The organism is Nocardia sp. GP40 (assembly GCF_050434125.1).
GTDB classification, from domain to species: domain Bacteria; phylum Actinomycetota; class Actinomycetes; order Mycobacteriales; family Mycobacteriaceae; genus Nocardia; species Nocardia albiluteola.
Window position 1 is genome coordinate 239,971 of the sequence record NZ_JBNPVW010000001.1, and the last position, 26,450, is coordinate 266,420.

Genomic DNA, 26,450 nt, shown 5'->3' on the forward strand with positions numbered 1-26,450 from the left:
GCCCCGGGGGCGACACAGGGGGAACACCCGTAAGTGGTCCGTCAATGCGGACGTCCGAGGCGCTAAGAAGGTGTCAAGGAACTCGAAAACGGGCCATCTGAACGCTTGACTCACTGCGTCGCTCGTATGCGGCGTTTGTCCAAGAAAGGTTCGACATGTCTGTCGTGGTGTTCACGGTGGTAACCGTGGCGATCTTCGCCCTACTCGGGCTGATCCAGCGGGGAGTTGAGCGGCTGTGACGCAGAACATCATCGGTCTGGTTCTGGCCGTCGGCGTCGCCGTCTATCTGGTTGCTGCGCTGCTGTACCCCGAAAGGTTCTAGGTGAACACGACTACCGCGGGGATCGTTTTCATAGCGGCCCTGATCATCGCGCTCGCCCTGGTGCACATTCCGCTCGGCGACTACATGTACCGGGTGTACTCGAGCGAGAAGCACTCCCGGGCCGAGCGGGTCATCTACAAGCTCATCGGCGTCGAACCCGGGGTGGAGCAGACGTGGGCGGTTTACGCCCGCAGCGTGCTGGCCTTCTCGGCGATCAGCGTGCTGTTCCTGTTCTTCCTGCAGATCGTGCAGGGCCACCTGCCGTGGCATCTGACCAACCCGGGCACCAAGATGACCGGCGATCTGGCCTGGAACACCGCGATCAGCTTCATCACGAACACCAACTGGCAGAGCTATGCCGGTGAAACCACGATGGGCCATGTGGTTCAGATGTGCGGCCTGTCCGTGCAGAACTTCGTGTCCGCGGCCGTCGGCATCGCCGTGGCGATCGCGCTGGTGCGCGGATTCGCCCGGCATCGCACCGGCGATCTGGGCAACTTCTGGGTGGATCTCGTGCGGGGCACCATCCGGATTCTGCTGCCGATCGCGTTCGTCTTCGCGATCGTGCTGATCGCGGGCGGTGTGATCGAGAACTTCCACCTCTGGTCGCAGACCGCGACCACGGTCGCCAACACCGGAACCCAGACCCTGCCGGGCGGCCCGGTGGCCAGCCAGGAGGTCATCAAGGAACTGGGCACCAACGGCGGCGGATTCTTCAACGTGAACTCGGCGCATCCGTTCGAGAACCCCACGTCGTGGACCAACTTCGTGGAGATCTTCCTGCTGCTGGTGATCAGCTTCTCGCTGCCGCGCACGTTCGGCCGGATGGTCGGCAGCCCGAAGCAGGGCTACGCGATCTTGTCGGTGATGGGCTCGCTGGCCCTGTTCAGCGTGATCCTGACCAACTTCTTCCAGCTGCACCACCACGGCACGGTCCCGACTGCGGTCGGGTCCGCGATGGAGGGCATCGAGCAGCGGTTCGGCGTCTCGAACTCCGCGACGTTCACCACCGCCACGACGCTGACCTCGACCGGCGCGGTCGACTCCGCGCACGACTCCCTGACCAGCACCGGCGGCATGATGGCGATGTTCAACATGCAGCTGGGTGAGGTCGCGCCGGGTGGTACCGGCTCGGGTCTGTACGGCATGCTGATCCTGGCCGTGATCACAGTCTTCGTCGCCGGTCTGATGGTCGGGCGCACCCCGGAATACCTGGGCAAGAAGATCAATCCGCGCGAGATCAAGCTGGCCGCGGCCTACTTCCTGGTCACGCCGCTGATCGTGCTGATCGGCACCGCCGTCGCGATGGCGCTGCCTGGCGAGCGCGCGGCGATGGCCAACACCGGTCCGCACGGCCTGTCGGAAGTGTTGTACGCCTTCACATCCGCGGCGAACAACAACGGTTCGGCCTTCGCCGGTCTGAGCGCCAACACCCCGTGGTGGAACACCGCGCTGGGTCTGGCCATGGTGTTCGGCCGGTTCATTCCGATCATCTTCGCGCTCGCGCTGGCCGGTTCGCTTGCCGCGCAAGGACATACGCCTGCCTCCGAGGGCACCCTGCCCACGCACCGGCCGCTGTTCGTCGGCATGGTGGCGGGCGTGACGATCATCCTGGTCGCCCTCACCTTCTTGCCCGCGCTCGCGCTCGGGCCGCTCGCTGAAGGAATCCACTGATATGACCACACCAACCATTGATCAGAATCCGGCGCAGGAGCAGCACCCCGCCGCGGCGCACAAGAGCCGGGTCTCGGGCGGCCTGTTCGATCCCAAGATGCTGGTGAAGTCGCTGCCGGATGCGCTGAAGAAGCTGGATCCGCGCACGCTGTACAAGAACCCGGTGATGCTGATCGTCGAGATCGGCGCCATCTGGACGACCGTGCTCGCGGTCACGAAGCCCACCTTCTTCGCGTGGGCGATCGTCGTATGGCTCTGGCTGACAGTGCTTTTCGCCAACCTGGCCGAGGCCGTCGCCGAGGGCCGCGGCAAGGCGCAGGCCGACACGCTGCGAAAGGCCAAGACCGACACCGTCGCTCGTCGACTGGTGAACTGGTCTCCCGGCGCTGCCGTCGTCGAGGAGAGCGTGGCGGCTCCGGAGCTGCAGCGTGGTGACTACGTGGTCGTCGAGGCCGGGCAGGTCATTCCGGGCGACGGCGACGTCGTGGAAGGCATTGCCTCGGTGGACGAGTCGGCCATCACGGGTGAATCCGCGCCGGTGATCCGCGAGTCCGGCGGTGACCGTTCCGCGGTCACCGGCGGCACCACGGTGCTGTCCGACCGGATCGTCGTCAAGATCACACAGGAGCCCGGCGGCTCGTTCATCGACAAGATGATCGCGCTGGTCGAGGGCGCCTCGCGGCAGAAGACGCCGAACGAGATCGCGCTGAACATCCTGCTGGCCGCGCTGACGATCATCTTCGTCTTCGCCGTGGCGACGCTGCAGCCGCTGGCCATCTTCTCCAAGGCCAACAACCCCGGCGTCGCGGACAACCAGACGCTGAACCACTACGGCGTGACCGGCATCGTGATGGTCTCGCTGCTGGTGTGTCTCATTCCGACCACGATCGGCGCGCTGCTGTCCGCCATCGGCATCGCCGGTATGGACCGCCTGGTGCAGCGCAACGTGCTGGCCATGTCCGGCCGCGCGGTCGAGGCCGCGGGCGATGTGAACACCCTGCTGCTGGACAAGACCGGCACCATCACCCTCGGTAACCGCCAGGCCTCGGACTTCGTGCCCGTCGCCGGTGTCACCGCGGACGAATTGGCCGATGCCGCACAGCTTTCCAGCCTTGCGGACGAAACCCCCGAGGGCCGCTCGATCGTGGTGTACGCCAAGCAGGCGTTCAACAAGCGCGAGCGCACCGCGGGCGAGCTGACCGGCGCCACCTGGGTGGAGTTCACCGCCCAGACCCGCATGTCGGGTGTGGATCTGTCCGACGGGCATCAGCTGCGCAAGGGCGCCGCGAGCGCGGTCACCGAATGGGTGCGGTCGCTGGGCGGCGAGGTTCCCGCGGAGCTGGGGCAAACCGTCGACGGGATCTCCGCCGCCGGTGGCACGCCGCTGGTGGTCGGTGAGGTGCGCGAGGGCAAGGCCAAGCTGCTCGGCGTTATTCACCTCAAGGACGTCGTCAAGCAGGGCATGCGCGAGCGTTTCGACGAAATGCGCAAGATGGGCATCCGGACGGTCATGATCACGGGTGACAATCCGTTGACCGCCAAGGCGATCGCCGATGAGGCGGGCGTCGACGACTTCCTCGCGGAGGCCACTCCCGAGGACAAGCTGGCGCTGATCAGGAAGGAGCAGGAGGGCGGCCGCATGGTCGCCATGACCGGCGACGGTACGAACGACGCTCCCGCCCTGGCCCAGGCCGACGTCGGCGTCGCCATGAACACCGGTACTTCCGCAGCCAAGGAAGCCGGCAACATGGTCGACCTGGATTCCGACCCGACCAAGCTGATCGAGATCGTCGAGATCGGCAAGCAGTTGCTGATCACGCGCGGTGCGCTCACCACGTTCTCGATCGCCAACGACATCGCCAAGTACTTCGCGATCATTCCCGCGATGTTCGTGTCGCTGTTCCCGGGCCTGGACATCCTGAACATCATGCGGCTGCACTCCCCGCAGTCCGCGATCCTGTCCGCGGTCATCTTCAACGCGCTCGTCATCGTCGCGCTGATCCCGCTGGCGCTGCGAGGGGTGAACTACCGTCCCTCGAGCGCGTCCAAGCTGCTCAGCCGTAACCTCTACATCTACGGCCTCGGCGGCATCATCATGCCCTTCATCGGCATCAAGGTGATCGACCTGATCATCCAATTCTTCCCCGGGATGTCCTAATGCGAATGTCGACTTGGATCCGGCAGCACGTGGCCGCGCTACGTTGCCTGCTCGTCATGACGGTGATTCTCGGAATCGGCTATCCCGCCGCGGTTTTCGCTGTGGCGCAGCTGCCCGGCCTGCACAGCAGGGCCGAGGGGTCGCTGATCACGGTGAACGGAAAGGTCGTGGGCAGCAAGCTGATCGGCCAGGCGTTCACCGACGGTAAGGGCAACGCGCTGAACCAGTACTTCCAGACGCGTCCGACCAACGCGGTGCCCGCGGCCGACCCGAAGACGGGCGTGAGCCCGATCCCAGACGGCTACGATCCGGCCAGCTCCACGTTCGGCAACATGGGCCCGGAGTCGATCGTGGACACGATCGCCAGTGCCGATCCCAAGGATCCGGACGCGACCAAGAACCCCAAGAACGTGAAGATCACCCAGGCGCTGCTGAGCACGGTGTGCTCGCGCAGCCAGGCGGTGGGCACCCTGGAGGGCGTGGACGGCAGCCGGCCGTTTTGCACCTCCGGCGGCGTCGGGGCGGTGCTCGCGGTGATGGGTCCGCGGGACTCGCACGGCAACGTGCAGAATCCCACGCAGGTGATCAGCGTCAACGAGCCCTGCCCGACGACCCCGAAGCCGTTCATGACGTTCTACAAGGGGATCGCGGTGCAGTGCGCGACGGTCGGCGCCGACTACTCGAAGGGCCAGATCGTGCCGATCCGCGGTAATGCCTCGGTCGACACCCCGGTGCCGGTCGATGCGGTGACCGCCTCGGCCTCGGGTCTGGACCCGGACATCTCCCCGGCCTACGCGAACATCCAGATTCCGCGGGTTGCCAAGGCGCGCAAGGTATCCGAGGAAAAGGTCCGCGCGGTGGTTGCCGAACACACCCAGGGCCGCGCGCTCGGCTTCATGGGTGAGCCGAGGGTCAACGTGCTCGAGCTCAACCTGGATCTGGACAAGCTGTTCCCGTACACCAAGGCGAGCTGAGTTCCGGTGAGCCGGTGAGCAGGTAAGGCGGCAAGGGCCGGTCCTCCCCACGGGAGGACCGGCCCTTGCTATATCGGATTGTATTGTCCGCCTTGCTGTTTTGGTTCGCGGTGATTTGTGCGGGGCGCGTTATCTGTTCAGCGCGCTGCCCTGCAGCCACTGGTCCCACGGCAGGGTCCAGTCGCCGTTGTCCCAGACCTGCAGGGCCGGGCCGCCGGTGTTGTGCACCTCGACGATGTCGCCGAGGTTGGAGAAGCCGTAGAACCATTGGGCATTGGCCGGATTCAGGTTCAGGCAGCCGTGCGAGGTGTCGGTGTTGCCCTGCGCCCAGACCGTCGACTGCAGCTCGTGCAGATAGATACCGTCGGCGCTGATCTGGGTGGCCCAGTTGATGGCCTCCTTGTAGCCGAGCCGGGAGTTGACCGGCAGGCCGAAGGTCGAGGAGTCCATGATCACCGGATTGCCCCGGCCCATCACCGTGTACGTGCCGGGCATGGTCCAGAAGTAGATGGTCTTGCCGTTGACGACCTGCGTGCCGCCCATGCCCATCGAGGTGGGCATGGTGCGTATCAGCTTGCCGTTCTCGAAGACCTGGACCTGCTTGGTGTTGTCGTCGGCGATCGAGACGTGCGAGGGGCCGATCGTGAAGGAGGCCTTGGAATCCTCCTGCCCGTACAGCCCGTTGCCCAGCTGGGCGCCGTAGAGGTTCGCCGCGACGTTCACCTTTGTGCCGGGGGCCCAATACTTTTCAGGCCGCCAGTGCGCGTTCTGGTCGTCGAGCCAGTACCAGGAGCCCTGCGCAGGGGGATCGGTGGTGACGTTCAGGTGCCGTTCGGCGGCCGCCCGGTCCGGAATCGGCTCGTCGAAGTGGGCGACGACGACCATGCCGACGCCGAACGTGCCGCCGTCGCCGATGGGCGCCTGGCCGGTGGTGGTGAGATACGCCTTGGTCTGGTTGCTCGGCGTGATCGTGCTGAACGTGGCCTTCGCCGGGCCGCTGGGGCCGGTGAGGGTCAGGCCCTGCGCGGTGACGGTGTAGGTGTGGTTGTACCCGAGTGGGCTCGCGGGCTTCCACGCCGTCTTGTCAGGGGTGAAGATGCCCTCGATCTGCTTGCCGTCCTCGTTGGTCATCGTGACCGAGGTCAGCTGGCCCTGCGAGGCGCTCACCTGGATCTTGCCGAGCGGGTCGATATTCGTGCCGCCCGCCGGGGTCACCGTGATGGCCGGTCCGGCCGGTTTCGCCGGCGCGGGGGCCTTGGGGGCCGACCCGGGGCCGGACGAGCAGGCGGCCAGTAATGCCGCCGCCAGGACGAGGCACATCGCGATGCCGCTGCGGGATACGCCGCGGCGGGTGCCGCGAGCCCCGCTCGTGTCTTGCACGCCTGGAAGGTATTGCACGCCGTGACGGCCGTCGCTCCGTCGTGGGCGACCTGACATGGTGTCTCCTGCACTTGCCTGTGCGAGCGTCAGGACTTGCCCCCGCTACCCGCCATCGCCGAACTGTTCGGCCCCAGCTTACGGGGCATGCGAGAGCCGCGGCGCATCACATGGATAGCCGTAGGTTTTCCCTGTTCAGTTGTGGGTACTCCGCTACCTTTCGGCTTCTTCTCCCCGGACGGGCGGTCCGGGCGGATTGGTTGTGGCGGTCCATATCGTGGATGTGACCCCTGTGTGGCGGTAATCACATCGGTGCCGTTCGGCGGCAAATCTCAATGTAACAGGCCGATAACGGTTCCGCATCATTATGTGTCGGGCCGCGGGCGGTTGATCGGGGCGCTTCGATTGCCCTACGTTTACCTCAGCGTGATCTCGGGTACCCCCCAGTGGCGTTTGCCCGAAGAGGATGCCGAGCTCCAGGGCGCCCTCGCCGCGTGCCAGCTAGGGAATGGATTATGACTGCGAACCTGATGATCGTGGAGGACGACGACCGGGTCCGCGGCGCGTTGCGGCTGGCCATGGAGGACGAGGGCTACGACGTGGCCGAGGCCGAGGAGGCCGAGGATGCGCTGGAACATCTGCGCGACTACGGCGCCCCCGACGTCATGATCGTGGATCTGATGCTCGGCGACATGGACGGTTTCACCTGCATTCGCGAGATCCGCCGCGATCACGATGTGCCGATCATCGTGGTCAGCGCCCGCGACGACACCCACGACGTGGTGGCCGCGCTGGAGGCCGGTGCCGACGACTTCGTGACCAAGCCCTTCGAGATCAAGGAGATCACCGCCCGCATGCGGGCGCTGCGCCGGCGCGCCAATCAGATGATCGAGCCGCAGACCCCGCAGGAGCTGGTGCTCGATGCCGATCCCGACACCCCGCTCGTGCTCTCGCCGGAGGGTGGCACCGTGCACCGGGGCGAGGAGGAGCTGCACCTCACGCTGACGGAGTTCCGGCTGCTGTGTGAGCTGGCCGAGACGCCGGGCCGGGTGCTCTCCCGCAGTGTCCTGCTCGAAAGAGTTTGGGACCGTGGATTTTTCGGTGACGAGCGGATCGTGGACGTGCACGTGCGGCGGCTGCGCACCAAGATCGAGCGGGATCCGTCGGATCCGGTCGTCGTGGTGACCGTGCGAGGCCTGGGGTATCGGCTCGATGTACAGCGCTGAGCGTGTCCGGACCTGATCCGGCGCCCCCGGCGTCGCCCGGGCGACGCCGGTTGCTGTCGCATAGCCAGAGTCTGCGTGGCCGCGCCGTCATCGCGTTCGCCGTGACCGCCGGACTGGTGTCCGCGGTGCTGGCGGCGGCGGTGTCGGTGGTGGATCGCGGGGTGTGGATCACCCTGATCGTCTGCGCGGTCTGCGGCACGGGAATCGGCGCGTTCGTCGGGCTGTGGCTGAGCCGCCGGCTGCTCGAACCGCTGCAGCGCGTCACCCGCACCGCCGCCCGGATCGCCTCGGGCGAGCTGGGCACGCGGCTGCCCGATACCGACGACCCGGACCTGGCCCCAACCGTCGACGCGTTCAACGCCATGGTCGATTCGCTGCAGCAGCGCATCGACCGGGAACGGCGGCTGGTCGGCGACGTCAGCCACGAACTGCGCACCCCGCTGACCACGCTGACCACCAGCGTCGGCGTCATGGCCCGGCACGAGGCGGAGCTGCCCGAGCGTTCCCGCCAGGCGCTGGCCCTGGTGCGGGCCGAACTGGACCATCTCAAGCGACTGCTGGACGACCTGCTGGCGCTGGCCCGCGCGGAGGCCCGCATGCACCGCGCCGACGCCGAGCCGCTGTCGGTGCGGGAACTGCTCCAGCACACCCTCGCGGAACTGCATTATTCCCCCGAATTGTTACGGGTTTCGATCGATGCGACCGTCACCGGCCGCAAACTCGAACTCGAACGTGCGCTGATGAATCTGCTGGAGAACGCCGAGCGGCACGGCGGCGGTGTGGTCGCGCTCACCGCGGGGCGGGTGGGCGGTGAGGTGGTGATCACAGTCGACGATGCCGGTCCGGGGGTCGCCCCCGAGGATCGGCAGCGGATATTTGAACGTTTCGTGACGGTGCGCCGCAGTCGCCGCGCGGGAACGGGCACCGGGATCGGACTGGCCTTGGTCGCGGAAACCGTTGCGGCACATGGTGGTCGGGTCGAATGCGTCGATCGGCCGGGGGGCGGTGCGCGGTTCATCGTAAAGATGCCGTTAAGTGATGAAACTCACTGAAAAAATACCCGTAACACGACCGTAATGTAGCCGACCGGGTCTCCTCAAAGTTCGTTGGCAAACCTGGATATGTGACGCAAACCCGAACGTGGAGAACGTCCTCGAGTTCCGAATCTCTCCCAACGCAACCCATCCCGACTCCATCGAAGGCATCCGGCGGTGCTGTGGACATCCGCGCGCCCCGAATCGGTGACGGCGCGCCTATGTGGCGCCTGGCCGTGGATTCCCAAGTGCTGGACGCCAATTCGAGCTACGCATATCTACTGTGGTGCCGCGACTTCCGATCCACGTCGGTCGTCGCCGAAATCGACGGCGCCATTGTGGGATTCGTTACGGGATACTTGCGGCCGGAGGCGCCGGATGTGCTCTTCATCTGGCAGGTTGCCGTCGACCACGCCTTCCGGGGTCGTGGGATCGGCGTAAAAATGCTCGATCGATTGGTTTACGACGTTGCCGGGCATGGTATTTCAGTATTGGAGACGACGGTCTCCCCGGACAACGAGGCCTCGTTGGCGATGTTCGCATCGCTCGCCCGCCGTCATGGCGCGGAGCTGACTCGCGAGACGCTGTTTACACCCGAAGATTTTCCGGACGGGCACGAATCCGAAGACCTGTACCGGATCTCGCCACTGCGTAACGGTGGCGGCAACACCACGGAGGAACGATGACCACCGCTGAGATGACTGTTTTCGAATCGATGGAGTCGAATGTTCGTGGCTACTGCCGGGCATGGCCGACGTTGTTCGATACCGCCCAGGGGGCGTGGCTGCGTGACGGCAACGGAAGGGAGTACCTGGACTTCTTCGCCGGCGCGGGCGCGCTGAACTACGGGCACAACAACCCGGTTCTCAAGCAGGCGCTGCTGGATTACATTGCGCGCGACGGTATTACGCACGGCCTCGATATGTCCACCGTCGCCAAAGCCGAGCTGCTGCAGACCATCGAACGGGTCCTGCTGGATCCGCGCGGGCTGGACTACAAGGTGCAGTTCCCCGGGCCGACCGGCGCCAACTCCGTCGAGGCGGCGCTGAAGCTGGCGCGCAAGGTGACCGGGCGCACCACGATTCTGAACTTCACCAACGCATTTCACGGCATGACGCTGGGCGCGCTGGCGGTCACGGGCAACGCCGCCAAGCGGGCCGGTGCGGGCGTGCCGCTGGTGCATGTCAACCCGATGCCGTACGACGGCTACCTCGACGGCGGCGAGCTCACCTGGATGGAGCGCGTCCTGGACGACAACTCCTCCGGGGTCGACCGGCCCGCCGCGGTGATCGTGGAGACCGTGCAGGGCGAGGGCGGGGTCAACGTCGCGCGCGCCGAGTGGCTGCGCCGCCTGGCCGACCTGTGCTCCGCGCGAGGCATTCTGCTCATCGTGGACGATGTGCAGATGGGCTGCGGACGCACCGGCCCGTTCTTCTCCTTCGAGATCGCCGGTATCACCCCCGATATCGTGACACTCTCCAAATCCATTGGCGGATACGGCATGCCGCTGGCGCTGGTGCTCATGCGCCGCGAGCTGGACCAGTGGGCGCCCGGCGAGCACAACGGCACCTTCCGGGGCAACAACCCGGCATTCGTGACCGCCAAGGTTGCGCTGGAACACTTCTGGTCCGACGACCGGCTCGAGGAGTCGACCGCGGCCAAGGGACAGCGGATCCACGAAGCCTTCGGCGCCGTTGCGGACGAACACACCGGAATCTCCACCCGCGGGCGCGGTCTGGTGCAGGGTTTGGTCTTCGCAGACGCCTCGCAGGCGAGTAAGGTCTGCCGCATCGCCTTCGAAAACGGGCTGCTGGTGGAGACCTCCGGCGCCGAGGATCAGGTGGTGAAATTGCTTCCGCCGCTGACGCTTACCGATGACGAGCTCGAACACGGGCTGGGCATCCTGACCTCGGCCGTGCACGCCGTGCGGGGAGGCAACTGACCATGATTGTCAGGACCACGGCGGAAATCACCGGCACCGATCGCGACGTCGCCGCCGACGGCTGGCGCAGCAAGCGCATCGTGCTGGGTGGCGACCGAGTCGGATTCTCGTTCCACGAGACGACGATTCAGGCCGGAACCGTGCACGAGTTCCACTATCAGAACCACGTCGAGGCGGTCTGGCTGGTCGAGGGCGAAGGCACCCTCACCGACCTGGACAACGGGGTCACCTACGAGCTGGGCCCCGGCTCGATGTATCTGCTGAACGGGCACGAGCGGCATCGCGTCGAAACCCGCACGCAGATGCGGATGCTGTGTGTGTTCAATCCGCCGGTGACCGGGCAGGAGGTGCACGACGAGAACGGCGTGTACCCGCTGGTAGCAGTAGATCAGTTCAGTTAAGGAGGATCCACCCCGATGACGTTGGCCGACAATCGAATCGACCGGTACCCCACTCGCACACCGGGACCCGCCCCGCTGGCGGAACGCACCGACCCGACGGTGTGGGGCCGGATCGACTCGGGGTCGCCGGATGGTTTCGACCTCGCGGATTTCGACACCAACGGATTCTCGATCATCGATGCGCTGCTTTCGCCCGCCGAGGTGGCGGAGTATTCGGCGGAGGCCGAACGGCTCGCCGGTGATCCGGAGCTGCGGCTGGACGAGCGGGTGATCATCGAGAAGAAATCGAACCGGGTGCGGTCGATCTTCCAGGTGCACCGGATCAGCGAGAAGGTGGCCGCGCTGGCGCGCGATCCCCGCGTCGCGGGCCTGGCCCGACGGGTCCTGGGTTCGGAGGTCTACATCCATCAGAGCCGGGTGAACTACATGCCAGGTTTCGAGGGCACCGGATTCTATTGGCATTCGGACTTCGAGACCTGGCACGCCGAGGATGGGATGCCCGGGCCGCGCGCGGTCAGCCTGTCCATCGCGCTGACCGACAACTACCCCTTCAACGGCAGCCTCATGGTGATGCCCGGCTCGCACCGCACCTACGTGCCGTGTCAGGGCGCCACCCCGGCGGACCACTACCGGGAATCGTTGCAGGAGCAGCAGATCGGCGTGCCCTCCCACGCTCACATCACCGAGCTGGCCAACCGGCACGGCATCGCGCAGTTCACCGGCGCCCGCGGCTCGGCACTGCTGTTCGACTCGAACATCATGCACGGCTCGGCCGACAACATCACCCCGTTCCCGCGCTCGAACATCTTCCTGGTGTTCAACAGCGTCGAGAACGCGCTCACCACACCGTATTCCGCGCCGATGCCCCGGCCGACGTACATCGCGTCCCGGGACTTCGATCCGGTGCGCTGAGCCCTTGCTCGATATCACGGTCGCGCGGATCCACTGCGCGGCCGTGATTTTCGTTCAGAACAGCGTCATCGGGTCCGTGGGTGCGGGCTCGGGTTGGGGATCCAGTTCGGGCAGCACCTCGCGGACCCGATCGTGGAATTGCCTTGCCAGCACCAGGGATTGGGCGTTGTCGGGGGTGTGCACGAATACCGTCGGGGAGCGGCCCTCCCGCAGCCACTCGGCGACGGTGTACACCCACGGCCGCCACCCCGCGATCGTGGTCGCGGCATCGTCGCGGCCGTGGTAGCGGACGATCGGGAATTCGGTGAGCGCGCGGTCGCGGCGGGGAAGGCGTGGCTTCTTGCTCCACGCCTCGCGTTCGCCGGGACTGGTCGGTCGGGCCGCGAAAAGTGTTGTGGTGTCGAAGGGTATCCATTCGGCACCGACTCGGTTCAGCACGTACTCGAGCTGCTGGGCCGCGCGGTCGTCGCCGAAGAACGCGGGGTGCCGAACCTCCACCGCATACCGGTACTGCGCCGGCAGTCGGCGCAGAAAGCCCGCCAGCGCACCGAGATCCGTCGGCGTGAACGAGGCGGGCAGCTGAACCCACAGCGCATGCGTGCGCGACCCGAGCGGCTCGATCGCGGACAGGAACGTCGCCAGATCGTCCTCGGCCCCGTGCATCCGGCGTTCGTGGGTAATGGTCTTCGGCAGCTTCAGCACGAACCGGAACTCCGGCGCCGTCTGATCCGCCCACGTCTGGACCGTCTTGCGGGCCGGGATCGCGTAGAAGGTCGTGTTTCCCTCCACGGCGGTGCACCAGTCCGCATAGCCGCGCAGCCGCATCCGCGGATCGGGCTGCCGTTCCTGCCACGCCGTGTGCGTCCACTGCGCACATCCCACCGCCAACCGCATGCGACGACGCTATCGCGTGGTCGGTGCCTGCCGGCGGTCAGCCAGGGCGTTGATGGTCACCGGCCCTCCGGGCTTTTGCGGGATAGTTGTTCGATCCAGTTGACCGGGGGAGAGGTGACGGTGGAAACGGGGTCCGGCGCGGGCGTCCAGGGATCCGGCAGGCGCCGGGCGTACGCCGCTATAGCGATCAGGCAGCCGGTCGCTATCCATCCCGTCGTCGTTGCGCCGAACGATTTCAGCAGGCCGCCGGCAAGCAGCGCGCCGATGGCCGTGCCACCGTGGGAGATGAATTTGGTGGCGCCGAAGATCCGGCCGACATGGTCGTCGGGAAATACGCGGGTTCGATGCAAAGTCAGTGAAACGCCCAGGATCGTCCCGGCGCCACCGACTCCCGAAAAACATATTCCCAGCAGGAGCGGGTTCGATGTGGCCGCCATGGCGGCACAGACCGCAAGCCAGGCCCACACCCCGGCAACGAGCACGATCTTGGGGCTGTACCGTTCGGCGATCCGGGGCGCTCGGGTCGCGCCGAGCAACCCGCCCAAACCGGTAGTGCTCAGCACGGCACCGATCACCCACGTGGAGTATCCACCGTCTGTGACCTTCAGGGTGATCATCAATATGACGATCTGCCAAATGCCGTTGGCCATTCCGCCGACGAGCGTGGAACCTCGCACGAACGGGTCTGCCCACAATTCCCGGACACCGGCCAACACGTTGTCCCAGCCCCAGATCTGTGCCGGCCTACGGGCTTTCGTTTCCGGTTTGGCCGGAGCCTGCTGGCGAATCTTCGCCAGCGTCCACAGGCAGTACAGGTAGGAAGCGGCATTCGCGAGGAATGGAAGACTGCGGGCGATGCCGAAGACCGCCGCACCGAATACCCGCCCGCCCATGTTCGCGATCGGTTCTTCGGCCTCGAGAAACGCGAAGGCCGCCGCGCGGTCCGGTTCGGGGACAATGTCACGGATCAGGCCCAGCTCACTGGTGTTGAAGAAGACGTATGCCGTTCCTTCGGCGAAGGCCGCGACAGCGAGCAGGTATGTCAGACCTGGCGGCTGTACCGTGGCCGCGATCGTCGCCAGCACCGTTGCGGTCAGCCCCGCGCGCTGGCAGATCAGCAGGACCCGCCGCCGATCCCAGTAGTCCGCCACGACACCCGAGGGCACCTGGAAGATCAAACCGGGCAATTGGAGCGCGAAGGTCACCAAGCTCGCGGAGACCGGTGAATTGGTCAGCACCAGCGCCAACAGCGGGTAGGCGAGCATCACCCCCTTCAAGCCGATATGGGTTGCGGCATTGCCGGACCACAGCAGCAGAAAGTCTCTGTTCTTCATGATGCGCGGTGCGGTGAAGGTGGACTGGGAATCAGAAGTAGCTTCCCGCCGCCAGGGCGTGGACTGTCCGGTCAAGACGGCCTACAAACATTGATCGAAGGTGCAATCACTGCCGACCATTCTGTGATGTCGGAAATGTAGTGTGGCATATGACGATCGTGTTATGAGCCCCCAGCGGCGGGAAGCCGGCTGTTGTGAGCCGGCCTCGAGCCGCGACCGGAACGGCGTTACGTGGCAGCCGAATTCGCGTCGACCGCTCGGGTCAGCACCGCATACCGGGCGATGTGCTGGTCGGTGGTGCCCCACTCGTACTGGATCGCGGTCAGCCGCTTGAAGTAGTGGCCGATGGCGAGTTCCTCGGTCATGCCCATGGCGCCGTGCAGCTGGACCGCCTGCTGGCCCAGGAAGCGGGCGGCGCGGCCGATGGTGGCCTTGGCCGCCGCGGCCGCGCGGGACCGGTCCGCGGGGGCGGCGCCGAGCTTCAGGGTCACCAGATACATTGCGGCGATGGCCTGTTCGAGTTCCAGGTGCATGTCGACCATGCGGTGCTGCAGCACCTGGAAGCTTCCGATCGGGACGCCGAACTGCTTGCGCTGCTTGGCGTATTCGACGGTGTCGGACAGTACGCGGCGCATCGCGCCGACCGCCTCGGCCGTGATCGCGGCGACGGCCTCGTCGGCCGCGAGGGCGAGGGATTCGTCCGAGGCGCCCTCCCAGCCCAGCAGCGCGTCGGCCGGGACCGTCACGCCGTCCAGGACCAGGTCCGCGGCGCGGCGCTCGTCGATGGTCCGGTAGGGGTGCATGCTCAGCCCGGTCGCCTCCGCGTCCACGACGAACAGCGACAGGCCCGCGGAGCCGGGCGTACGGGCGGTGACCAGGAGGTGCGTGGCCAGCGGTGCGGTCGTGACGGATGTCTTGGCGCCGTCGAGAATCCAGCCCTCGCCGTCGCGGCGCGCGGTGGTCGACACCCGCGACAGGTCGTAGCCCGAATCCGCCTCCAGCGCGGCCAGTGTCGTGATCACCTCGCCGGATACGATGCCCCGCAACAGTTCCGCGGCACGCTCCCCGCCGGCGCGCCGCAGCAGCCCGGCACCCACGACCACGGTGTCCAGGTACGGCTCGACGACCAGTGCTCCGCCCAGCGCCTCGGCGATGATCTGCGTTTCGACCGGCCCGCCATCGAATCCGCCGACCTCCTCGGGCAGTGCGGCGCCCAGGATGCCGACCTCCGTGGCGAAGGCCCGCCAGATCTCCGGCTGGCGGCCGATGCCGACCCGGGCCGCGGTACGGCTCTTCTCGAGGTCGTATCGCGCCGCCAGGAACTCGGTGACGGTATCGCGCAGCAGCTGCTGCTCCGCGGTGTATTCGAAGTCCATCTCAGTGTCCCCTCCGTCACAGGCCCAGGCCGGCCTTGGCGATGATGTTGCGCTGAATCTCGTTGCTGCCCGCATAGATCGACCCGGCGCGGTCGTTGAAGTACCGCAGCGGTGCGACCGCCTGCCACTCGTGCCCGCTCAGGTATCCGTCGGCGGGCGGCACGAAATCGGCCACCGGGCCACCCGGCATGGCCGCATGCGGCTGATAGGCGCGGCCGCGGGGTCCGGCGGCCTCGAGGGTGAGTTCGGTGAGCTGCTGGCTCAGCTCGGTGCCGAGGATCTTCAGCGCCGAGGCGGCGGGGCCCGGATCCTTGCCCCGCGAGATCGCCGACAGTGTGCGGTATTCCAGGATCTCCAGCACGTCGGCGCGGATCCGGATATCTGCGAGCTTGGCCGCGAATGCCGGATCGTCCAGCAGCGCACCGCCGTTCGGCCCGGGCTGCGAGGTTGCGTGCGCCGCCAGCGATTCGGCCATCACCTGCAGGGTGGGACCGACCGCCCCGCCGCCGCGCTCGAAGTTGAGCAGGTACTTGGCCACGGTCCAGCCGTCGTCGATGCGGCCCAGCACATTGGCTTTCGGGACCCGCACGGCATCGAAGAAAACCTGGTTCTGGACCTGTTCGCCCGAGGTCATCACCAGCGGGCGCACCTGGATGCCGGGGGTGTTCATGTCGATGAGCGCGAAGGTGATGCCCTGCTGCTTGCGCTCGAGCCTGGCGGTGCGCACCAGCGCGAAGATCCAATTCGCCTCGGTGGCATGGGTTGTCCAGATCTTGCTGCCGGTGACGATCAGGTCGTCGCCGTCGGACACCGCGGCCATGGTGAGCGAGGCCAGGTCCGAGCCCGCCTCGGGTTCGGAATATCCCTGGCAGAAGAACACCTCGCCGGTGAGGATTCCGGGCAGGAAGTAGTTCTTCTGCTCCTCGGTGCCGAAGGCGATGATCGCGTGGGCCACCATCCGAATGCCCATCGGGGACAGCCCCGGCGCCCCGGCCAGTGTCGATTCGCGATCGAAGATGTAGTGCTGGGTCAGGCTCCATGGGCAGCCGCCATACTGCACCGGCCAGGCGGGGGCGGCCCAGCCTCGCTCGTGCAGGATCCGCTGCCAGCGCATGCTCGCCTCATGGTCCGGGTACACGCTGGTGGCCAGCCGTCCGGCCCGGCGCAGCTCGGGGGTCAGATGCTCGTCGAGGAATTCCCGCACCTCGTCGCGGAAGGTCAGATCCGCGGGTGACCAGTCCAGATCCACAAAGAACTCCTTGTGCGATAAGTGGAGCTCTACCTTCTCATTTACTCATGGATGAGCGCAAATGATCGTTAACTTAGCTAGTAGACCCTTGATACATCGAGCGGGCAATCCTTACTAGAAAGGTGCGCCCTCTGGACATTCCACTTTGGAAGGCGGATACTGGGTTATATTCCACTTTGGAACATGGCCCTCCGATAGGACATGAGACATGGACATCTCGCCTGGAACTCGCGTCGGCGATGCCGAGCGGCAGCAGGTCGCCGACCTGCTGGCCCGGCATCTGGGCGCGGGTCGCATCGATCTGAACGAATTCGACCAGCGGGTCGCCTCGGTCTACGCGACCACCACCCGCGAGGACCTGCAGCAGGTGCTGGCGGACCTGCCGGAGTTGCCCGTCCGCCGGGCACCGGCGAACGCACCGGTCACCCGCAGCCGCTTCCCGATCTGGCAGCGCATCGAGGGTGCGGCATGGGTCGGCGTCGGCGCGCTGTGCCTGCTGATCTGGGGACTGGTATCCCTGGGCGCGGGCGAGCTCACCTACCCGTGGCCGCTGTGGGTGATCGGCCCCTGGGGTGCGGCGCTGATCTTCCGCGCGGCGGCGGGCTGGGAGGCGCGCGCCTGCCGCGGCCGGGCTCGCGTCTACGACCGCGCGCGGGTCTGACATTCGGCGCGGCTGTTCGCGTCGGTATGCCGCGGACGGGTTGTCGCAAATCCTGACGGCACCCGGTGGGCGGTGGCAGGATGGCGGGCGTCGCAAAGGAGGATCCGATGCTGCCCGTGATCTACTCCATGGCCGTCTCGCTGGACGGATTCATTGCGGGACCCGATGACGAGATCGGCTGGACCGCACCGGATGCCGAGCTCTTCCGCTTCCACGTCGAGCAGACCCGCCACATCGCCGCCGAGCTGTGCGGCCGCCGCCTGTACGAGGCGATGCTGGTGTGGGAGACCGCCGAGCAGACCATGTCCGACGAGGACGAGCTGGAATTCGCCCGGATTTGGCGGCCGATCCCCAAGGTCGTGTTCTCCCGGACACTCACCGCGGTGGAGGGCAACGCCAGGCTCGCCACCGATGACCTCGCGAAGGAGATCGCCGGGTTCCGGGACCAGCCGGGGGAGGGCGTGGTGTCCGTCGCCGGGGCGGGCCTGGCCGCGGCCGCCATCGCCGAGGACCTGATCGACGAATACCGTCAGTTCGTCCGGCCCATCGTCCTCGGTGGTGGCACCCCGTACTTCCCGCCGCTGCCCAAGTCACTGGACCTGCGGCTGGTCGAGTCGCGGATCTTCGGCTCCGGTGTCGTCTACCTTCGCTACCAGCGCACGCGCTGAGCCGAGCGCCGGTCCGCGGCCGTCCGGGGAACGCGTTCACCCGGCATACGCGGGGCAATCCGCTGACAGCAGGTAGATTGGCCTGCTGTGCACCTGAAGAGTCTGACGCTGAAGGGGTTCAAATCCTTCGCGTCCGCGACGACGCTGCGCCTGGAGCCCGGAATCACCTGCGTGGTGGGGCCCAACGGCTCCGGCAAGTCGAATGTGGTCGACGCGCTCACCTGGGTCATGGGTGAACAGGGCGCGAAGGCGTTGCGCGGCGGCAAGATGCAGGACGTCATCTTCGCCGGCACCGCGGGCCGCGCACCGCTGGGCCGTGCCGAGGTCACGCTCACCATCGACAACTCCGACGGCGCCCTCCCGATCGACTACTCCGAGGTGTCCATCACCCGCCGGATGTTCCGCGACGGCGCCGGCGAATACGAGATCAACGGCAACACCTGCCGCCTGATGGATGTGCAGGAGCTGCTGAGCGATTCGGGCATCGGCCGCGAAATGCACGTCATCGTCGGGCAGGGCCAGCTCGCCGCCATTCTGGAGTCGCGTCCCGAGGACCGCCGCGCCTTCATCGAGGAGGCCGCGGGGGTCCTCAAGCACCGCAAGCGCAAGGAAAAGGCGGTCCGCAAGCTCGAGGCCATGCAGGCCAATCTGGCCCGGCTCACCGATCTGACCACCGAGCTGCGCCGCCAGCTCAAGCCACTGGGCCGGCAGGCCGAGGTGGCGCGCCGCGCGGCCACCGTGCAGGCGGATCTGCGGGATTCGCGGCTGCGCCTGGCCGCCGACGATCTGGTGACCCGCCGCAACGAGCTGCAGAGCCAGCAGAGCAAGGAAGCCTACGCGCGCGAGCAGCAGATCAACGTGCACGCTGAGCTCGACGCCGCCAATGCCGCACTGGCGCAACAGGAATTCCAGCTCTCGCGCCTCACGCCCGGCGCCGAGGCGGCCGCCCAGACCTGGTTCCAGCTCTCGGCGCTGGTCGAGCGGGTCAATGCGACCATCCGCATCGCCCGCGACCGGGCCCGCAACCTGACCATCGAGCAGCCCACCGGCAACGGGCGCGATCCCGACCAGCTCGAGGCCGAGGCCGCGCGTGTGGAGGAGCAGGAGGCCGAACTGCTCGAGGCGGTCGAGGTCGCCGCGGCGACCCTCGAGGCGGCCCGGGATCAGCTGTACGAGCGCGAGCAGGCCGCCAAGGCCGCCGAACAGGCGCATCTGGCCGCGGTCCGCGCGATCGCCGACCGTCGCGAGGGGCTGGCCCGGCTGTCCGGTCAGGTGGACACCCTGCGCCACCGCGCCCAGTCCAGCGACTCCGAGATCGCGCGCCTGTCGAGCGAGCTGGCGCAGGCCCGGGCCCGCGGATCCGCGTCGGAGGCCGAGTTCGAGCAGGTGCAAAGCGAATTGGGCGAGCTCGACGCGGGGGAGGAGGCGCTCGACGCCGCCTACGAGCATGCCGCCCAGGCCCAGGAGCTGGCCGATCAGCGCGTGACCGAACTGCGCGAGGGGGACCGGGAGGCCGGTAAGAAGGTCGCCTCGCTCGCCGCGCGGATCGAGGCGCTGACGATGGGGCTGGCCCGCCGCGACGGCGGTGCCTGGCTGCTCGAGCACCAGGCCACGGGACTGCTCGGGCCGCTGTCCGGAATTCTGCAGGTGCACAATGGATTCGAGGCGGCCGTCGCCGCGGCGCTGGGGCCGCTCGCCGATGCGGTCGCCGCCGAGGCGGGCACGGTCGCCCACGCCGCGCTGCGGGCGCTGAAGGAGGCCGACGGCGGCCGCGTCGCGCTGGTGTACGGCGGTGCGGCACAGGTGAATCCGCCGTCGGGCGGGTTGCCCGCCGGTGCGCGGTGGCTGGCCGATGTGCTGGACTGCCCGGCACACATGCGGGGTGCGATCTCGGCGGCGTCCGCGGGAACCGTTGTTGTCGAGGATCTTTCGGTCGCGGCCGAATTGCTGTCCACGCGGCCGGAATTGCGCGTGGTGACCCGTGACGGCGATGTCGCCGGGTCGGGCTGGCTGCTCGGCGGCTCGGACCGCGCGCCCAGCCAGCTCGAGATCCAGGCCGATATCGACTCCGCCGCGGCCGAACTCGCGTCCTGGCAGCGGCAGGCCGAAGAGCTCGAGGCGGCGCTGGCGGGTGCGCTGGCCGAACAGTCCGATCGCAAGCAAGCCGTCGACCAGACCCTGCTGGCACTGCACGAATCCGATCAGTCGATGGTCGCGATCTACGACCGGCTGGGCCGGTTGGGGCAGGCGGCGCGGACCGCGCAGTCCGAATGCGATCGGCTGGTGGCCCAGCGGTCCGCCGCCGAGACCGCCCGCGACGAGAACTCCGAGAAGCTGGCCGAGCTCGAGGATCGGTTGCGGCGCGCGGAATCCGAACAGTCCGATATGGATTCGGCCGCCGACGCGGGCACCGAGGCCGCCGGCTATCAGCGCGAGGAGGCCGCGGCCGCGCTCGCCGAGGCCCGCGCCATGGAGGTCGAGGCCCGGCTGGCCGGGCGTACCGCCGAGGAACGCGCGGAATCGGTACGGGGCAAGGCGGATTCGCTGCGCCGCGCCGCGCGTGCCGAGCGCGAGTCCCGGGCCCGGGCCGAGCGGGCACAGGCCGCGCGGCGCCAGGCCGCCGCGGTCGCGGCGGTCGTCGCCGAATCGGCCGAACGGGTTGCCGCCGAGCTGGAATCCGTTGTCGCCGAGGCGTCGGCGCGGCGCGACGAGCTGGTGCGCCGTCGCACCGAATGCGCCGGGCAGGTCGATCAGGTCAAGGAGCGCGTGCGCGCGCTGAGCGCCCAGCTCACCCAGCTGACCGATGCCGTGCATCGCGACGAGGTCGCCCGCGCCGAGGCCGCACTGCGCATCGAGCAGCTGGAGCTGACCATCGGCGAGCAGTTCGGGCTGGCCCTGGACGATCTGATCGCCGAGTACGGCCCGCACGTGCCCACGCCGCCCTCGGCACTGGAATGGCACGAGTACGAGCAGGCCAGGGAGCGCGGCGAGACGGTGAGCGAACCGCAGCCGATGCCGTACGACCGGGCCAGCCAGCAGCGCCGTGCCAAGCGTGCGGAGAAGGACCTCAGCACCCTGGGCAAGGTGAATCCCCTTGCGCTGGAGGAGTTCGCGGCGCTCGAGGAGCGCTACAACTTCCTGTCGACCCAGCTGGACGACGTCAAGAAGGCCCGCCAGGACCTGCTGGACGTCGTCGCGGAGGTGGACGCGCGCATCCTGCAGGTGTTCACCGAGGCCTGGGAGGATGTCGAGAAGGAGTTCGTCGGCGTCTTCGCCAAGCTGTTCCCCGGGGGCGAGGGACGGCTGCTGCTGACCGATCCGACGGACATGCTGACCACCGGCATCGAGGTGGAGGCGCGCCCGCCCGGCAAGAAGGTCAAGCGCCTGTCGCTGCTGTCGGGCGGCGAGAAGTCGCTGACCGCGGTCGCCCTGCTGGTCTCGATCTTCCGTGCCCGCCCCTCCCCGTTCTACGTGATGGACGAGGTCGAGGCGGCCCTGGACGACACCAACCTGCGCCGTCTCATCGGCCTGTTCGAGCAGTTGCGCGAGAAATCCCAGCTGATCGTCATCACTCACCAGAAGCCGACGATGGAAATCGCGGATGCCCTCTACGGCGTGAGCATGCGCGGCGACGGCATCACCCAGGTCATCTCCCAGCGCCTGCGCGGGGAAAATCTGGTCGGCGCGAACGCCTGAGCGGCCTCTCGGCCCGACCCGAGCTACCGGGACTGCGCGCCGATACCGAACATCTCGTGGGCCGTGCCGAAGCCGAGGTCGTGGACGAGGCGTCGCTTCCACGGCCGGACCGCGATGGCGTGGGTCAGGCGCCGGGTCGTGCGCGGCTGCTTCATGATCGTCTCGGCGAGCTCCCAGGCGCGTGGCAGTAGATCCGGTGCCGGCAGGACCTCGTTGACCAGTCCGAGTTCCAGGGCGCGGCGCGCGTCGATCGGCAGCCCGGTATAGAGGTGATACGAGGCGCGCTTGGTGCCCGCGAGTTCCTGCAGGGTCAGCTGCTGGCCGTCACCCGGTGCGGTGCCCGCCAGGAAGTGCGGATCGGAAATGGTCGCGGTCTCCGCGGCCAGGGTGATGTCGCACAGCAGCGCGAACTCGGTGTGCGCGATGCTCGGGCCGTTGATCGCCGAGATCGTGGGGACATCGATGCCGAACACGAAGTTCTCCACCAGTTTGGTCGCGTCGTAATAGCCGTGCTCGTAACCGAAGTCGGGCGGGAACGGGCCGGAGGTCATGCGCCGCGCCGACTCGGCCGGGTCTTGCGGGGCCGTGTCGGGGGCGCCGAGCCACCGGTCTCCGGTCCCGGTGAGGATCACCACCTCGTTCCGCGGGTCGTTGCCGATCTCCAGCCACGCCTGCGCCCAGGCGTTGTGCACCGCGAAATCGAAGTGCGCGGGACCGTCATCGGTATGCATCCGCAGCTCGAGGATGCCGTCGCGGCGTTGCATGACGAAATACTTCGCGTACTTCTCGGCGTACTCGTCGAAGCTGGGCCGGGCGACGAAACCGCCTGTGCGTGCGTGCCATTCGTCGAGTTCTCGGGGCATGGGGTGAACCTTTCGCCGGGGCTTTTCGTCAGTGCTGCTCGGCCAGCAGGGATTTCAGCGCCGCCGCACCGGTGGTGGCGAGCCAGGTCTCGAGGGTCTGCAGGCCCGGGTGGATTTCCCGGATGAGTTCGATGTCGGCATGCCAGCCGTCCCCGTTGTGCGCCAGGCGCCAGGTGTTCGCCAGCTGCGCGCCGATGGCCGCCGCGTCGGCCTCGGTGATCTCCTCGTACCGCACCGGATATCCGGTGGCGCGCTCGATGGCGGCCATCGCCGCCAGCGGGGTGACCGCGTCGCCGGCCAGCTCCAGCGTCCGGCCGGTGTATTGCTCCGGATCGGCGAACGCGATGGCGGCCACCGCGGCGATGTCGTCGACCGCGATCACCTGGACGGGGCGATCGGCGGGGAAGAGATGGCGGTGGACGCCGTCGACGAAGCCGTCCAGGGGAAGCACCACGCCGGCGAGGTAGTTCTCCATGAATCGGACCGGCCGCAGGATCGTGTACCGCATGCCCGAGGCCGCCACCGCCCGTTCGATCCGCCGCTTGCCACCGCTGCCCCAATTCGTGTCGCCGGTGAACGAGGCGACACCGGTGAAGACGATCTGGTCGACCCCGGCCCGGCGGGCGGCCTCGACCAGGGCGGCGCCGCGGCTCGCCTCGAGCTCGACGTCCCAGCCGCCGGGCCCGAACGCCGCCGGGGGCACCGCGAAGACGCCGCGCACCCCGGTGACCGCGCGGTCGAGCGAGGCGGGGTCGTCCAGGTCGCCGACGACCGGTTGCGCGCCGAGGTCGGCCAGCGCCCGCGCAGCCGGGGCCTGCGGATCCCGCACCAGCACCCGCACGGGATACCCGTCGGCCAGGAGCCGCCGGGTGGTCGCGCCGCCCTGTTTGCCGGTCGCGCCGGTGACGAGAATGAGCTCTTTCTGAGGAGACATGCTGGTCCTGTCCGTTCGGTAGAATCCGGGTTGGATAACCCGTATCTCGGACGATACGAGCGGCCCCGCTCGGTTCGCCAGATCTCCCCGAGGGTGTGCGTAACGAAATGACCTCCACCGCAACCGCTGTCGAGAGCGCCGCGGGGCGGGCCGATGCCCGCCGCAACAGGGCGCTGGTGCTGGCCGCCGCCCAGCGCGCGTTCGCCGAGCACGGCACCGGCGTCTCCCTGGCGGAGATCGCCCGGCGCGCCGGGGTCGGGGCCGGGACCGTCTACCGGCACTTCCCGACGAAGTCCGATCTGCTCGAGGCGGTGATGCAGCAGCGGCTGGACCGAATGACCGTGCGGGCCAACGACTGTCTCGCCGCGCCGGACGTTGGGGAGGCATTCTTCGAGTTATGCGCGGCGGTGGTCGTCTCGTCCCCGCGCAGTCAGGCGGTCTGCGACATGATCACCGCCGACGACGGCTGGCCGCGTGCGGTGATGCGCGGGGCGGGCGATCGGTTCCACCGGGCGCTGCACGCGGTGCTCGTGGAGGCGCAGCGCCGGGGCGCGGTCCGCCCCGAGGTCACCGTCGCCGACGTCACGGCGATATTTGCCGGATGCGTGGCGATGCAACGGGTTTCGGGGACCCCCGACGGGCTGTGCCCGGCCGCGCGACTCACGCTGGACGCGTTACGGGCGCACCCCGTAACGAAAGGTGGCGTCCTGCTCGCCGAAAGTAACGAAAGTCGTGACGAAACGGCGCCCGCGACCGCCCGCTGCTCCCTGTGCGGTTCGGGGCTGCGGCCCACCGGCGCGGGCCGCCCGGCGCGCTACTGTTCGGCGGCCTGCCGCCAGAAGGCGCACCGCCGCCGTCATCGCGCCGGCTAGGCGTACCTCCGCATTCGCTCCGGCCATGCGCGGTTTCGGACGGCTTCGCCGACGGCGCCCATTAGGGCGGGTACACGCGAAAGCCGTCGAGGGTCTTGTGCGGAAGTGAGCGGTAGAACCCGCCGGCGTCGTCGGTGAGCAGATCGAGCCGGGTGATGCCGCCGGTCCGGAAGACCTCGGCGACCAGGCGGCGGCCGATGCCCGCGCCGCGGTGGGATTCGGCGACCAGCAACAGCGACAGATACCCCCACCAGCCGTTGCTCAGGGCGTGGGCGAAGCCGACCACCCCGCCCGCCTCGACCGCGACCAGCGTGACGGCGCCCGGCGCGCGCAAGGCCGCGCCGGCGCGTGCGGTATCGGCGGGCAGACTCGGCCAGCCCTGCGCCGCGCACAACGCGACGACCCCGGCCAGATGATCGGCGGTATACGGAACGATGCGGACCTGCGCGGTCATCGGTCGTCGCCGATGTCGCGAGTGGGCATGGTCACAGTGCCGGTGCCCAGGTCGACGATCGGGTCGTCGCCGGACACGCGATCGTCGATCTTGGCCACCGCGACCCACTCCATGCGTTCGCGGACGTACTTGCGGGCCGGGCCGAATATCTCGTCGAGGCCCGCGCCCATCGGGTACTGCCGCTCGCGCGCTCGGCGCTCGCGCCATCGATGCAGGGCGGTATCGAGGCCGGTATTCCACCAGGTCACCACATCGACGGTACGCGGGGATGCGGTGGGTGCCGGTCTCGTCACATCTGTTCCGGTCGCCTGCGCGGCGCCGACGGCCGAAACGGGTGTGAGGATGCCGTTACAACAGGTCGCTGACGTCGTCGGGGACGTCGACCGCGTATTTGCGCAGCGTATCCATCGGCACGACCTCGAGGGCGTTCTCATGCGTCGCGGCCAGCACGACGGGGGCGGCGACGCCGTCCTCATGGGCATGCAGCCAGCGCACCGCGACCACGCACCAGCGGTCCCCCGGTTGCAGTCCCGGGAAGTTGTTCTCCGGGCGCGGGGTACTCAGATCGTTGCCGATCGATTTCTGGTGCTCCAGGAATTCCGCGGTCACGACGGTGCACACCGTATGGCTGCCCAGGTCTTCCGGGCCGGTACTACAGCACCCGTCCCGGTAGAAGCCGGTGAGAGGATCGGTGCCGCACTCCTCCAGCGGTCCCCCAAGCACATTTCGATCGGTCACCTCGCCGATCCTATTGTCTCTGTGGTGGATTCGCCGCTGCTTCCGGCGCGTGGTGTGGAGAAGGGCAAACCGGTCGGTAGGTTGAGTCCGTTGGGGGCGCCGATTCCGGCGTGTCCCTGACCGGCCCGAGGCGGCAGATGTGCTAGGCAACTACGCTGGCGGACATGCGGATTGCGTTCGGAACCGACGAATCCACCGACCTGACCCGGCACCTGCGGGAGTGGTTGACCGAGCGCGGGCACGAGGTCGACGTCGTCGGCGAGGGCATCGCCTGGCCCGATGTGGGCGAGGGCGTCGGGCGGGCGGTCGCCGCGGGCCGGGCCGAGTTCGGGGTGGTGTGCTGCTGGACCGGTACCGGCGTCTCGATCGCGGCGAACAAGGTGCCGGGGGTGCGGGCGGCGCTGTGCACCGATCGCGACACCGCCGCCGGCGCACGCCGCTGGAACGATGCCAACGTGCTGGCCCTGGGTCTGCGATTGACCTCCGCCGTTGTCGCCGAGGAGATGCTCGAGACATTCCTCACGACCGCGCCGGAGGAGTCCGAGGCTCCGAACTACCGTCGTCTGGGCTGACGGACGATCGCCGTCGAGCCCCCGAACCCGGGGACGAGTCGGCGTTTCCGGGGTCGCGAACGTTGCCGGGGTAGCGCACGCGCGGTCGGGCTCCGGCTCGCGGGCCCGGTGAGGCAAAT

The 26,450-nt window shown here is 67.9% G+C and carries 25 protein-coding genes; 15 read left to right on the top strand and 10 right to left on the bottom strand.

What is annotated here, in order from left to right:
• Window positions 1–235 precede the first annotated feature (235 nt).
• The 4 genes from kdpF to ABH933_RS01095 are packed head-to-tail and all read left to right on the top strand — an operon-like array spanning window position 236 to window position 5,128.
• On the top strand, window positions 236–322 hold the full coding sequence (gene kdpF / locus ABH933_RS01080) for a K(+)-transporting ATPase subunit F (protein ID WP_215918931.1): 87 nt from the start codon (window positions 236–238) through the stop codon (window positions 320–322).
• Complete coding sequence (kdpA, locus tag ABH933_RS01085; RefSeq protein ID WP_429414044.1) at window positions 323–1,996, top strand: potassium-transporting ATPase subunit KdpA; 1,674 nt, start codon at window positions 323–325, stop codon at window positions 1,994–1,996.
• A gap of 1 nt (window position 1,997) precedes the next feature.
• Window positions 1,998–4,154 (top strand): potassium-transporting ATPase subunit KdpB, encoded by a 2,157-nt coding sequence (gene kdpB, locus ABH933_RS01090; protein WP_429414047.1) that lies wholly within the window; start codon window positions 1,998–2,000, stop codon window positions 4,152–4,154.
• Window positions 4,154–5,128, top strand: coding sequence for a potassium-transporting ATPase subunit C (locus ABH933_RS01095; protein ID WP_429414050.1), 975 nt, complete (start codon window positions 4,154–4,156; stop codon window positions 5,126–5,128). The genes kdpB and ABH933_RS01095 overlap by 1 nt, the downstream gene beginning before the upstream one ends.
• Before the next feature lie 129 nt (window positions 5,129–5,257).
• Here ABH933_RS01095 and ABH933_RS01100 read toward each other — a convergent pair whose 3' ends face one another.
• Entirely contained in the window at window positions 5,258–6,448 is a 1,191-nt protein-coding gene (locus ABH933_RS01100) for a L,D-transpeptidase (protein ID WP_429415624.1), read from the bottom strand.
• Between the two features lie 572 nt (window positions 6,449–7,020).
• Here ABH933_RS01100 and ABH933_RS01105 point away from each other — a divergent pair.
• The 6 genes from ABH933_RS01105 (at window position 7,021) to thpD (ending at window position 12,020) form a co-directional block, all read left to right on the top strand.
• Window positions 7,021–7,731: a response regulator transcription factor gene (locus ABH933_RS01105; protein ID WP_429414053.1), complete on the top strand. Its 711-nt coding sequence runs from the start codon at window positions 7,021–7,023 to the stop codon at window positions 7,729–7,731.
• Between the two features lie 2 nt (window positions 7,732–7,733).
• Window positions 7,734–8,783 (top strand): HAMP domain-containing sensor histidine kinase, encoded by a 1,050-nt coding sequence (locus ABH933_RS01110; protein WP_429414056.1) that lies wholly within the window; start codon window positions 7,734–7,736, stop codon window positions 8,781–8,783.
• Window positions 8,784–8,914: 131 nt separating this feature from the next.
• A complete protein-coding gene (gene ectA / locus ABH933_RS01115; RefSeq protein WP_308166712.1) occupies window positions 8,915–9,451 on the top strand; it encodes a diaminobutyrate acetyltransferase in 537 nt (178 codons plus the stop codon).
• A complete protein-coding gene (gene ectB, locus ABH933_RS01120; RefSeq protein WP_429414059.1) occupies window positions 9,448–10,707 on the top strand; it encodes a diaminobutyrate--2-oxoglutarate transaminase in 1,260 nt (419 codons plus the stop codon). The genes ectA and ectB overlap by 4 nt, the downstream gene beginning before the upstream one ends.
• A 2-nt stretch (window positions 10,708–10,709) precedes the next feature.
• On the top strand, window positions 10,710–11,108 hold the full coding sequence (locus ABH933_RS01125) for an ectoine synthase (protein ID WP_429414062.1): 399 nt from the start codon (window positions 10,710–10,712) through the stop codon (window positions 11,106–11,108).
• 15 nt (window positions 11,109–11,123) lie between these two features.
• Window positions 11,124–12,020 carry an ectoine hydroxylase gene (thpD, locus tag ABH933_RS01130; protein WP_429414065.1) on the top strand — a complete coding sequence of 299 codons (897 nt, stop codon included), beginning with the start codon at window positions 11,124–11,126 and terminating at the stop codon, window positions 12,018–12,020.
• A gap of 54 nt (window positions 12,021–12,074) precedes the next feature.
• On the opposite strand, the gene ABH933_RS01135 is transcribed toward thpD, so the two are convergent.
• The 4 genes from ABH933_RS01135 to ABH933_RS01150 form a co-directional block, all read right to left on the bottom strand.
• Window positions 12,075–12,914, bottom strand: coding sequence for a DUF72 domain-containing protein (locus ABH933_RS01135; protein ID WP_429414067.1), 840 nt, complete (start codon window positions 12,912–12,914; stop codon window positions 12,075–12,077).
• A 56-nt stretch (window positions 12,915–12,970) separates the two neighbouring features.
• A complete protein-coding gene (locus ABH933_RS01140) occupies window positions 12,971–14,323 on the bottom strand; it encodes an MFS transporter (protein ID WP_429454906.1) in 1,353 nt (450 codons plus the stop codon).
• Window positions 14,324–14,475: 152 nt separating this feature from the next.
• On the bottom strand, window positions 14,476–15,624 hold the full coding sequence (locus ABH933_RS01145; protein WP_429414073.1) for an acyl-CoA dehydrogenase family protein: 1,149 nt from the start codon (window positions 15,622–15,624) through the stop codon (window positions 14,476–14,478).
• A 16-nt stretch (window positions 15,625–15,640) separates the two neighbouring features.
• Entirely contained in the window at window positions 15,641–16,873 is a 1,233-nt protein-coding gene (locus tag ABH933_RS01150; protein WP_429414076.1) for an acyl-CoA dehydrogenase family protein, read from the bottom strand.
• A 208-nt stretch (window positions 16,874–17,081) separates the two neighbouring features.
• Between ABH933_RS01150 and ABH933_RS01155 the strand changes: the two genes are divergently transcribed.
• The 3 genes from ABH933_RS01155 (at window position 17,082) to smc (ending at window position 21,898) form a co-directional block, all read left to right on the top strand.
• On the top strand, window positions 17,082–17,534 hold the full coding sequence (locus ABH933_RS01155) for a DUF1707 SHOCT-like domain-containing protein (RefSeq protein ID WP_429414079.1): 453 nt from the start codon (window positions 17,082–17,084) through the stop codon (window positions 17,532–17,534).
• A 107-nt stretch (window positions 17,535–17,641) separates the two neighbouring features.
• Window positions 17,642–18,202 (top strand): dihydrofolate reductase family protein, encoded by a 561-nt coding sequence (locus ABH933_RS01160; protein WP_429414082.1) that lies wholly within the window; start codon window positions 17,642–17,644, stop codon window positions 18,200–18,202.
• 87 nt (window positions 18,203–18,289) lie between these two features.
• The gene (gene smc / locus ABH933_RS01165; RefSeq protein WP_429414084.1) at window positions 18,290–21,898 is read left to right on the top strand and encodes a chromosome segregation protein SMC; all 3,609 of its coding nucleotides are present in this window, start codon (window positions 18,290–18,292) and stop codon (window positions 21,896–21,898) included.
• A gap of 23 nt (window positions 21,899–21,921) precedes the next feature.
• On the opposite strand, the gene ABH933_RS01170 is transcribed toward smc, so the two are convergent.
• Both ABH933_RS01170 and ABH933_RS01175 read right to left on the bottom strand, forming a co-directional pair.
• A complete protein-coding gene (locus ABH933_RS01170; RefSeq protein WP_215918723.1) occupies window positions 21,922–22,761 on the bottom strand; it encodes an enoyl-CoA hydratase/isomerase family protein in 840 nt (279 codons plus the stop codon).
• 28 nt (window positions 22,762–22,789) lie between these two features.
• Window positions 22,790–23,695 (bottom strand): NmrA family NAD(P)-binding protein, encoded by a 906-nt coding sequence (locus ABH933_RS01175; RefSeq protein WP_429414087.1) that lies wholly within the window; start codon window positions 23,693–23,695, stop codon window positions 22,790–22,792.
• 107 nt (window positions 23,696–23,802) lie between these two features.
• Here ABH933_RS01175 and ABH933_RS01180 point away from each other — a divergent pair, with 107 nt between their 5' ends.
• On the top strand, window positions 23,803–24,567 hold the full coding sequence (locus ABH933_RS01180) for a TetR/AcrR family transcriptional regulator (protein WP_429414090.1): 765 nt from the start codon (window positions 23,803–23,805) through the stop codon (window positions 24,565–24,567).
• Window positions 24,568–24,628: 61 nt separating this feature from the next.
• Here the strand turns inward: ABH933_RS01180 and ABH933_RS01185 are convergent, their stop codons facing one another.
• The 3 genes from ABH933_RS01185 to ABH933_RS01195 form a co-directional block, all read right to left on the bottom strand.
• Complete coding sequence (locus tag ABH933_RS01185; protein ID WP_429414093.1) at window positions 24,629–25,021, bottom strand: GNAT family N-acetyltransferase; 393 nt, start codon at window positions 25,019–25,021, stop codon at window positions 24,629–24,631.
• Window positions 25,018–25,269, bottom strand: a complete 252-nt coding sequence (locus ABH933_RS01190; RefSeq protein WP_429414096.1) for a hypothetical protein — start codon at window positions 25,267–25,269, stop codon at window positions 25,018–25,020. Before ABH933_RS01190 ends, ABH933_RS01185 begins: the two co-directional genes overlap by 4 nt.
• A 100-nt stretch (window positions 25,270–25,369) precedes the next feature.
• Entirely contained in the window at window positions 25,370–25,759 is a 390-nt protein-coding gene (locus ABH933_RS01195; protein WP_215918728.1) for a DUF2237 family protein, read from the bottom strand.
• Between the two features lie 164 nt (window positions 25,760–25,923).
• Between ABH933_RS01195 and ABH933_RS01200 the strand changes: the two genes are divergently transcribed.
• Window positions 25,924–26,331, top strand: a complete 408-nt coding sequence (locus tag ABH933_RS01200) for an RpiB/LacA/LacB family sugar-phosphate isomerase (protein ID WP_215918729.1) — start codon at window positions 25,924–25,926, stop codon at window positions 26,329–26,331.
• The last annotated feature ends 119 nt before the right edge of the window (window positions 26,332–26,450 follow it).

Excerpts from the sequence above, each read along its gene's own strand:
- ABH933_RS01175 (WP_429414087.1), bottom strand. The coding sequence starts at position 23,695 with ATGTCTCCTCAGAAAGAGCTCATTCTCGTCACCGGCGCGACCGGCAAA.
- ABH933_RS01170 (WP_215918723.1), bottom strand. The coding sequence starts at position 22,761 with ATGCCCCGAGAACTCGACGAATGGCACGCACGCACAGGCGGTTTCGTC.
- ABH933_RS01105 (WP_429414053.1), top strand. The coding sequence starts at position 7,021 with ATGACTGCGAACCTGATGATCGTGGAGGACGACGACCGGGTCCGCGGC.
- ABH933_RS01180 (WP_429414090.1), top strand. The coding sequence starts at position 23,803 with ATGACCTCCACCGCAACCGCTGTCGAGAGCGCCGCGGGGCGGGCCGAT.
- ABH933_RS01160 (WP_429414082.1), top strand. The coding sequence starts at position 17,642 with ATGCTGCCCGTGATCTACTCCATGGCCGTCTCGCTGGACGGATTCATT.
- ABH933_RS01145 (WP_429414073.1), bottom strand. The coding sequence starts at position 15,624 with ATGGACTTCGAATACACCGCGGAGCAGCAGCTGCTGCGCGATACCGTC.
- ABH933_RS01185 (WP_429414093.1), bottom strand. The coding sequence starts at position 25,021 with ATGACCGCGCAGGTCCGCATCGTTCCGTATACCGCCGATCATCTGGCC.
- ABH933_RS01155 (WP_429414079.1), top strand. The coding sequence starts at position 17,082 with ATGGACATCTCGCCTGGAACTCGCGTCGGCGATGCCGAGCGGCAGCAG.
- ABH933_RS01200 (WP_215918729.1), top strand. The coding sequence starts at position 25,924 with ATGCGGATTGCGTTCGGAACCGACGAATCCACCGACCTGACCCGGCAC.
- thpD (WP_429414065.1), top strand. The coding sequence starts at position 11,124 with ATGACGTTGGCCGACAATCGAATCGACCGGTACCCCACTCGCACACCG.
- ABH933_RS01135 (WP_429414067.1), bottom strand. The coding sequence starts at position 12,914 with ATGCGGTTGGCGGTGGGATGTGCGCAGTGGACGCACACGGCGTGGCAG.
- ABH933_RS01125 (WP_429414062.1), top strand. The coding sequence starts at position 10,710 with ATGATTGTCAGGACCACGGCGGAAATCACCGGCACCGATCGCGACGTC.
- ABH933_RS01100 (WP_429415624.1), bottom strand. The coding sequence starts at position 6,448 with ATGTGCCTCGTCCTGGCGGCGGCATTACTGGCCGCCTGCTCGTCCGGC.
- ectB (WP_429414059.1), top strand. The coding sequence starts at position 9,448 with ATGACCACCGCTGAGATGACTGTTTTCGAATCGATGGAGTCGAATGTT.
- kdpB (WP_429414047.1), top strand. The coding sequence starts at position 1,998 with ATGACCACACCAACCATTGATCAGAATCCGGCGCAGGAGCAGCACCCC.
- ABH933_RS01095 (WP_429414050.1), top strand. The coding sequence starts at position 4,154 with ATGCGAATGTCGACTTGGATCCGGCAGCACGTGGCCGCGCTACGTTGC.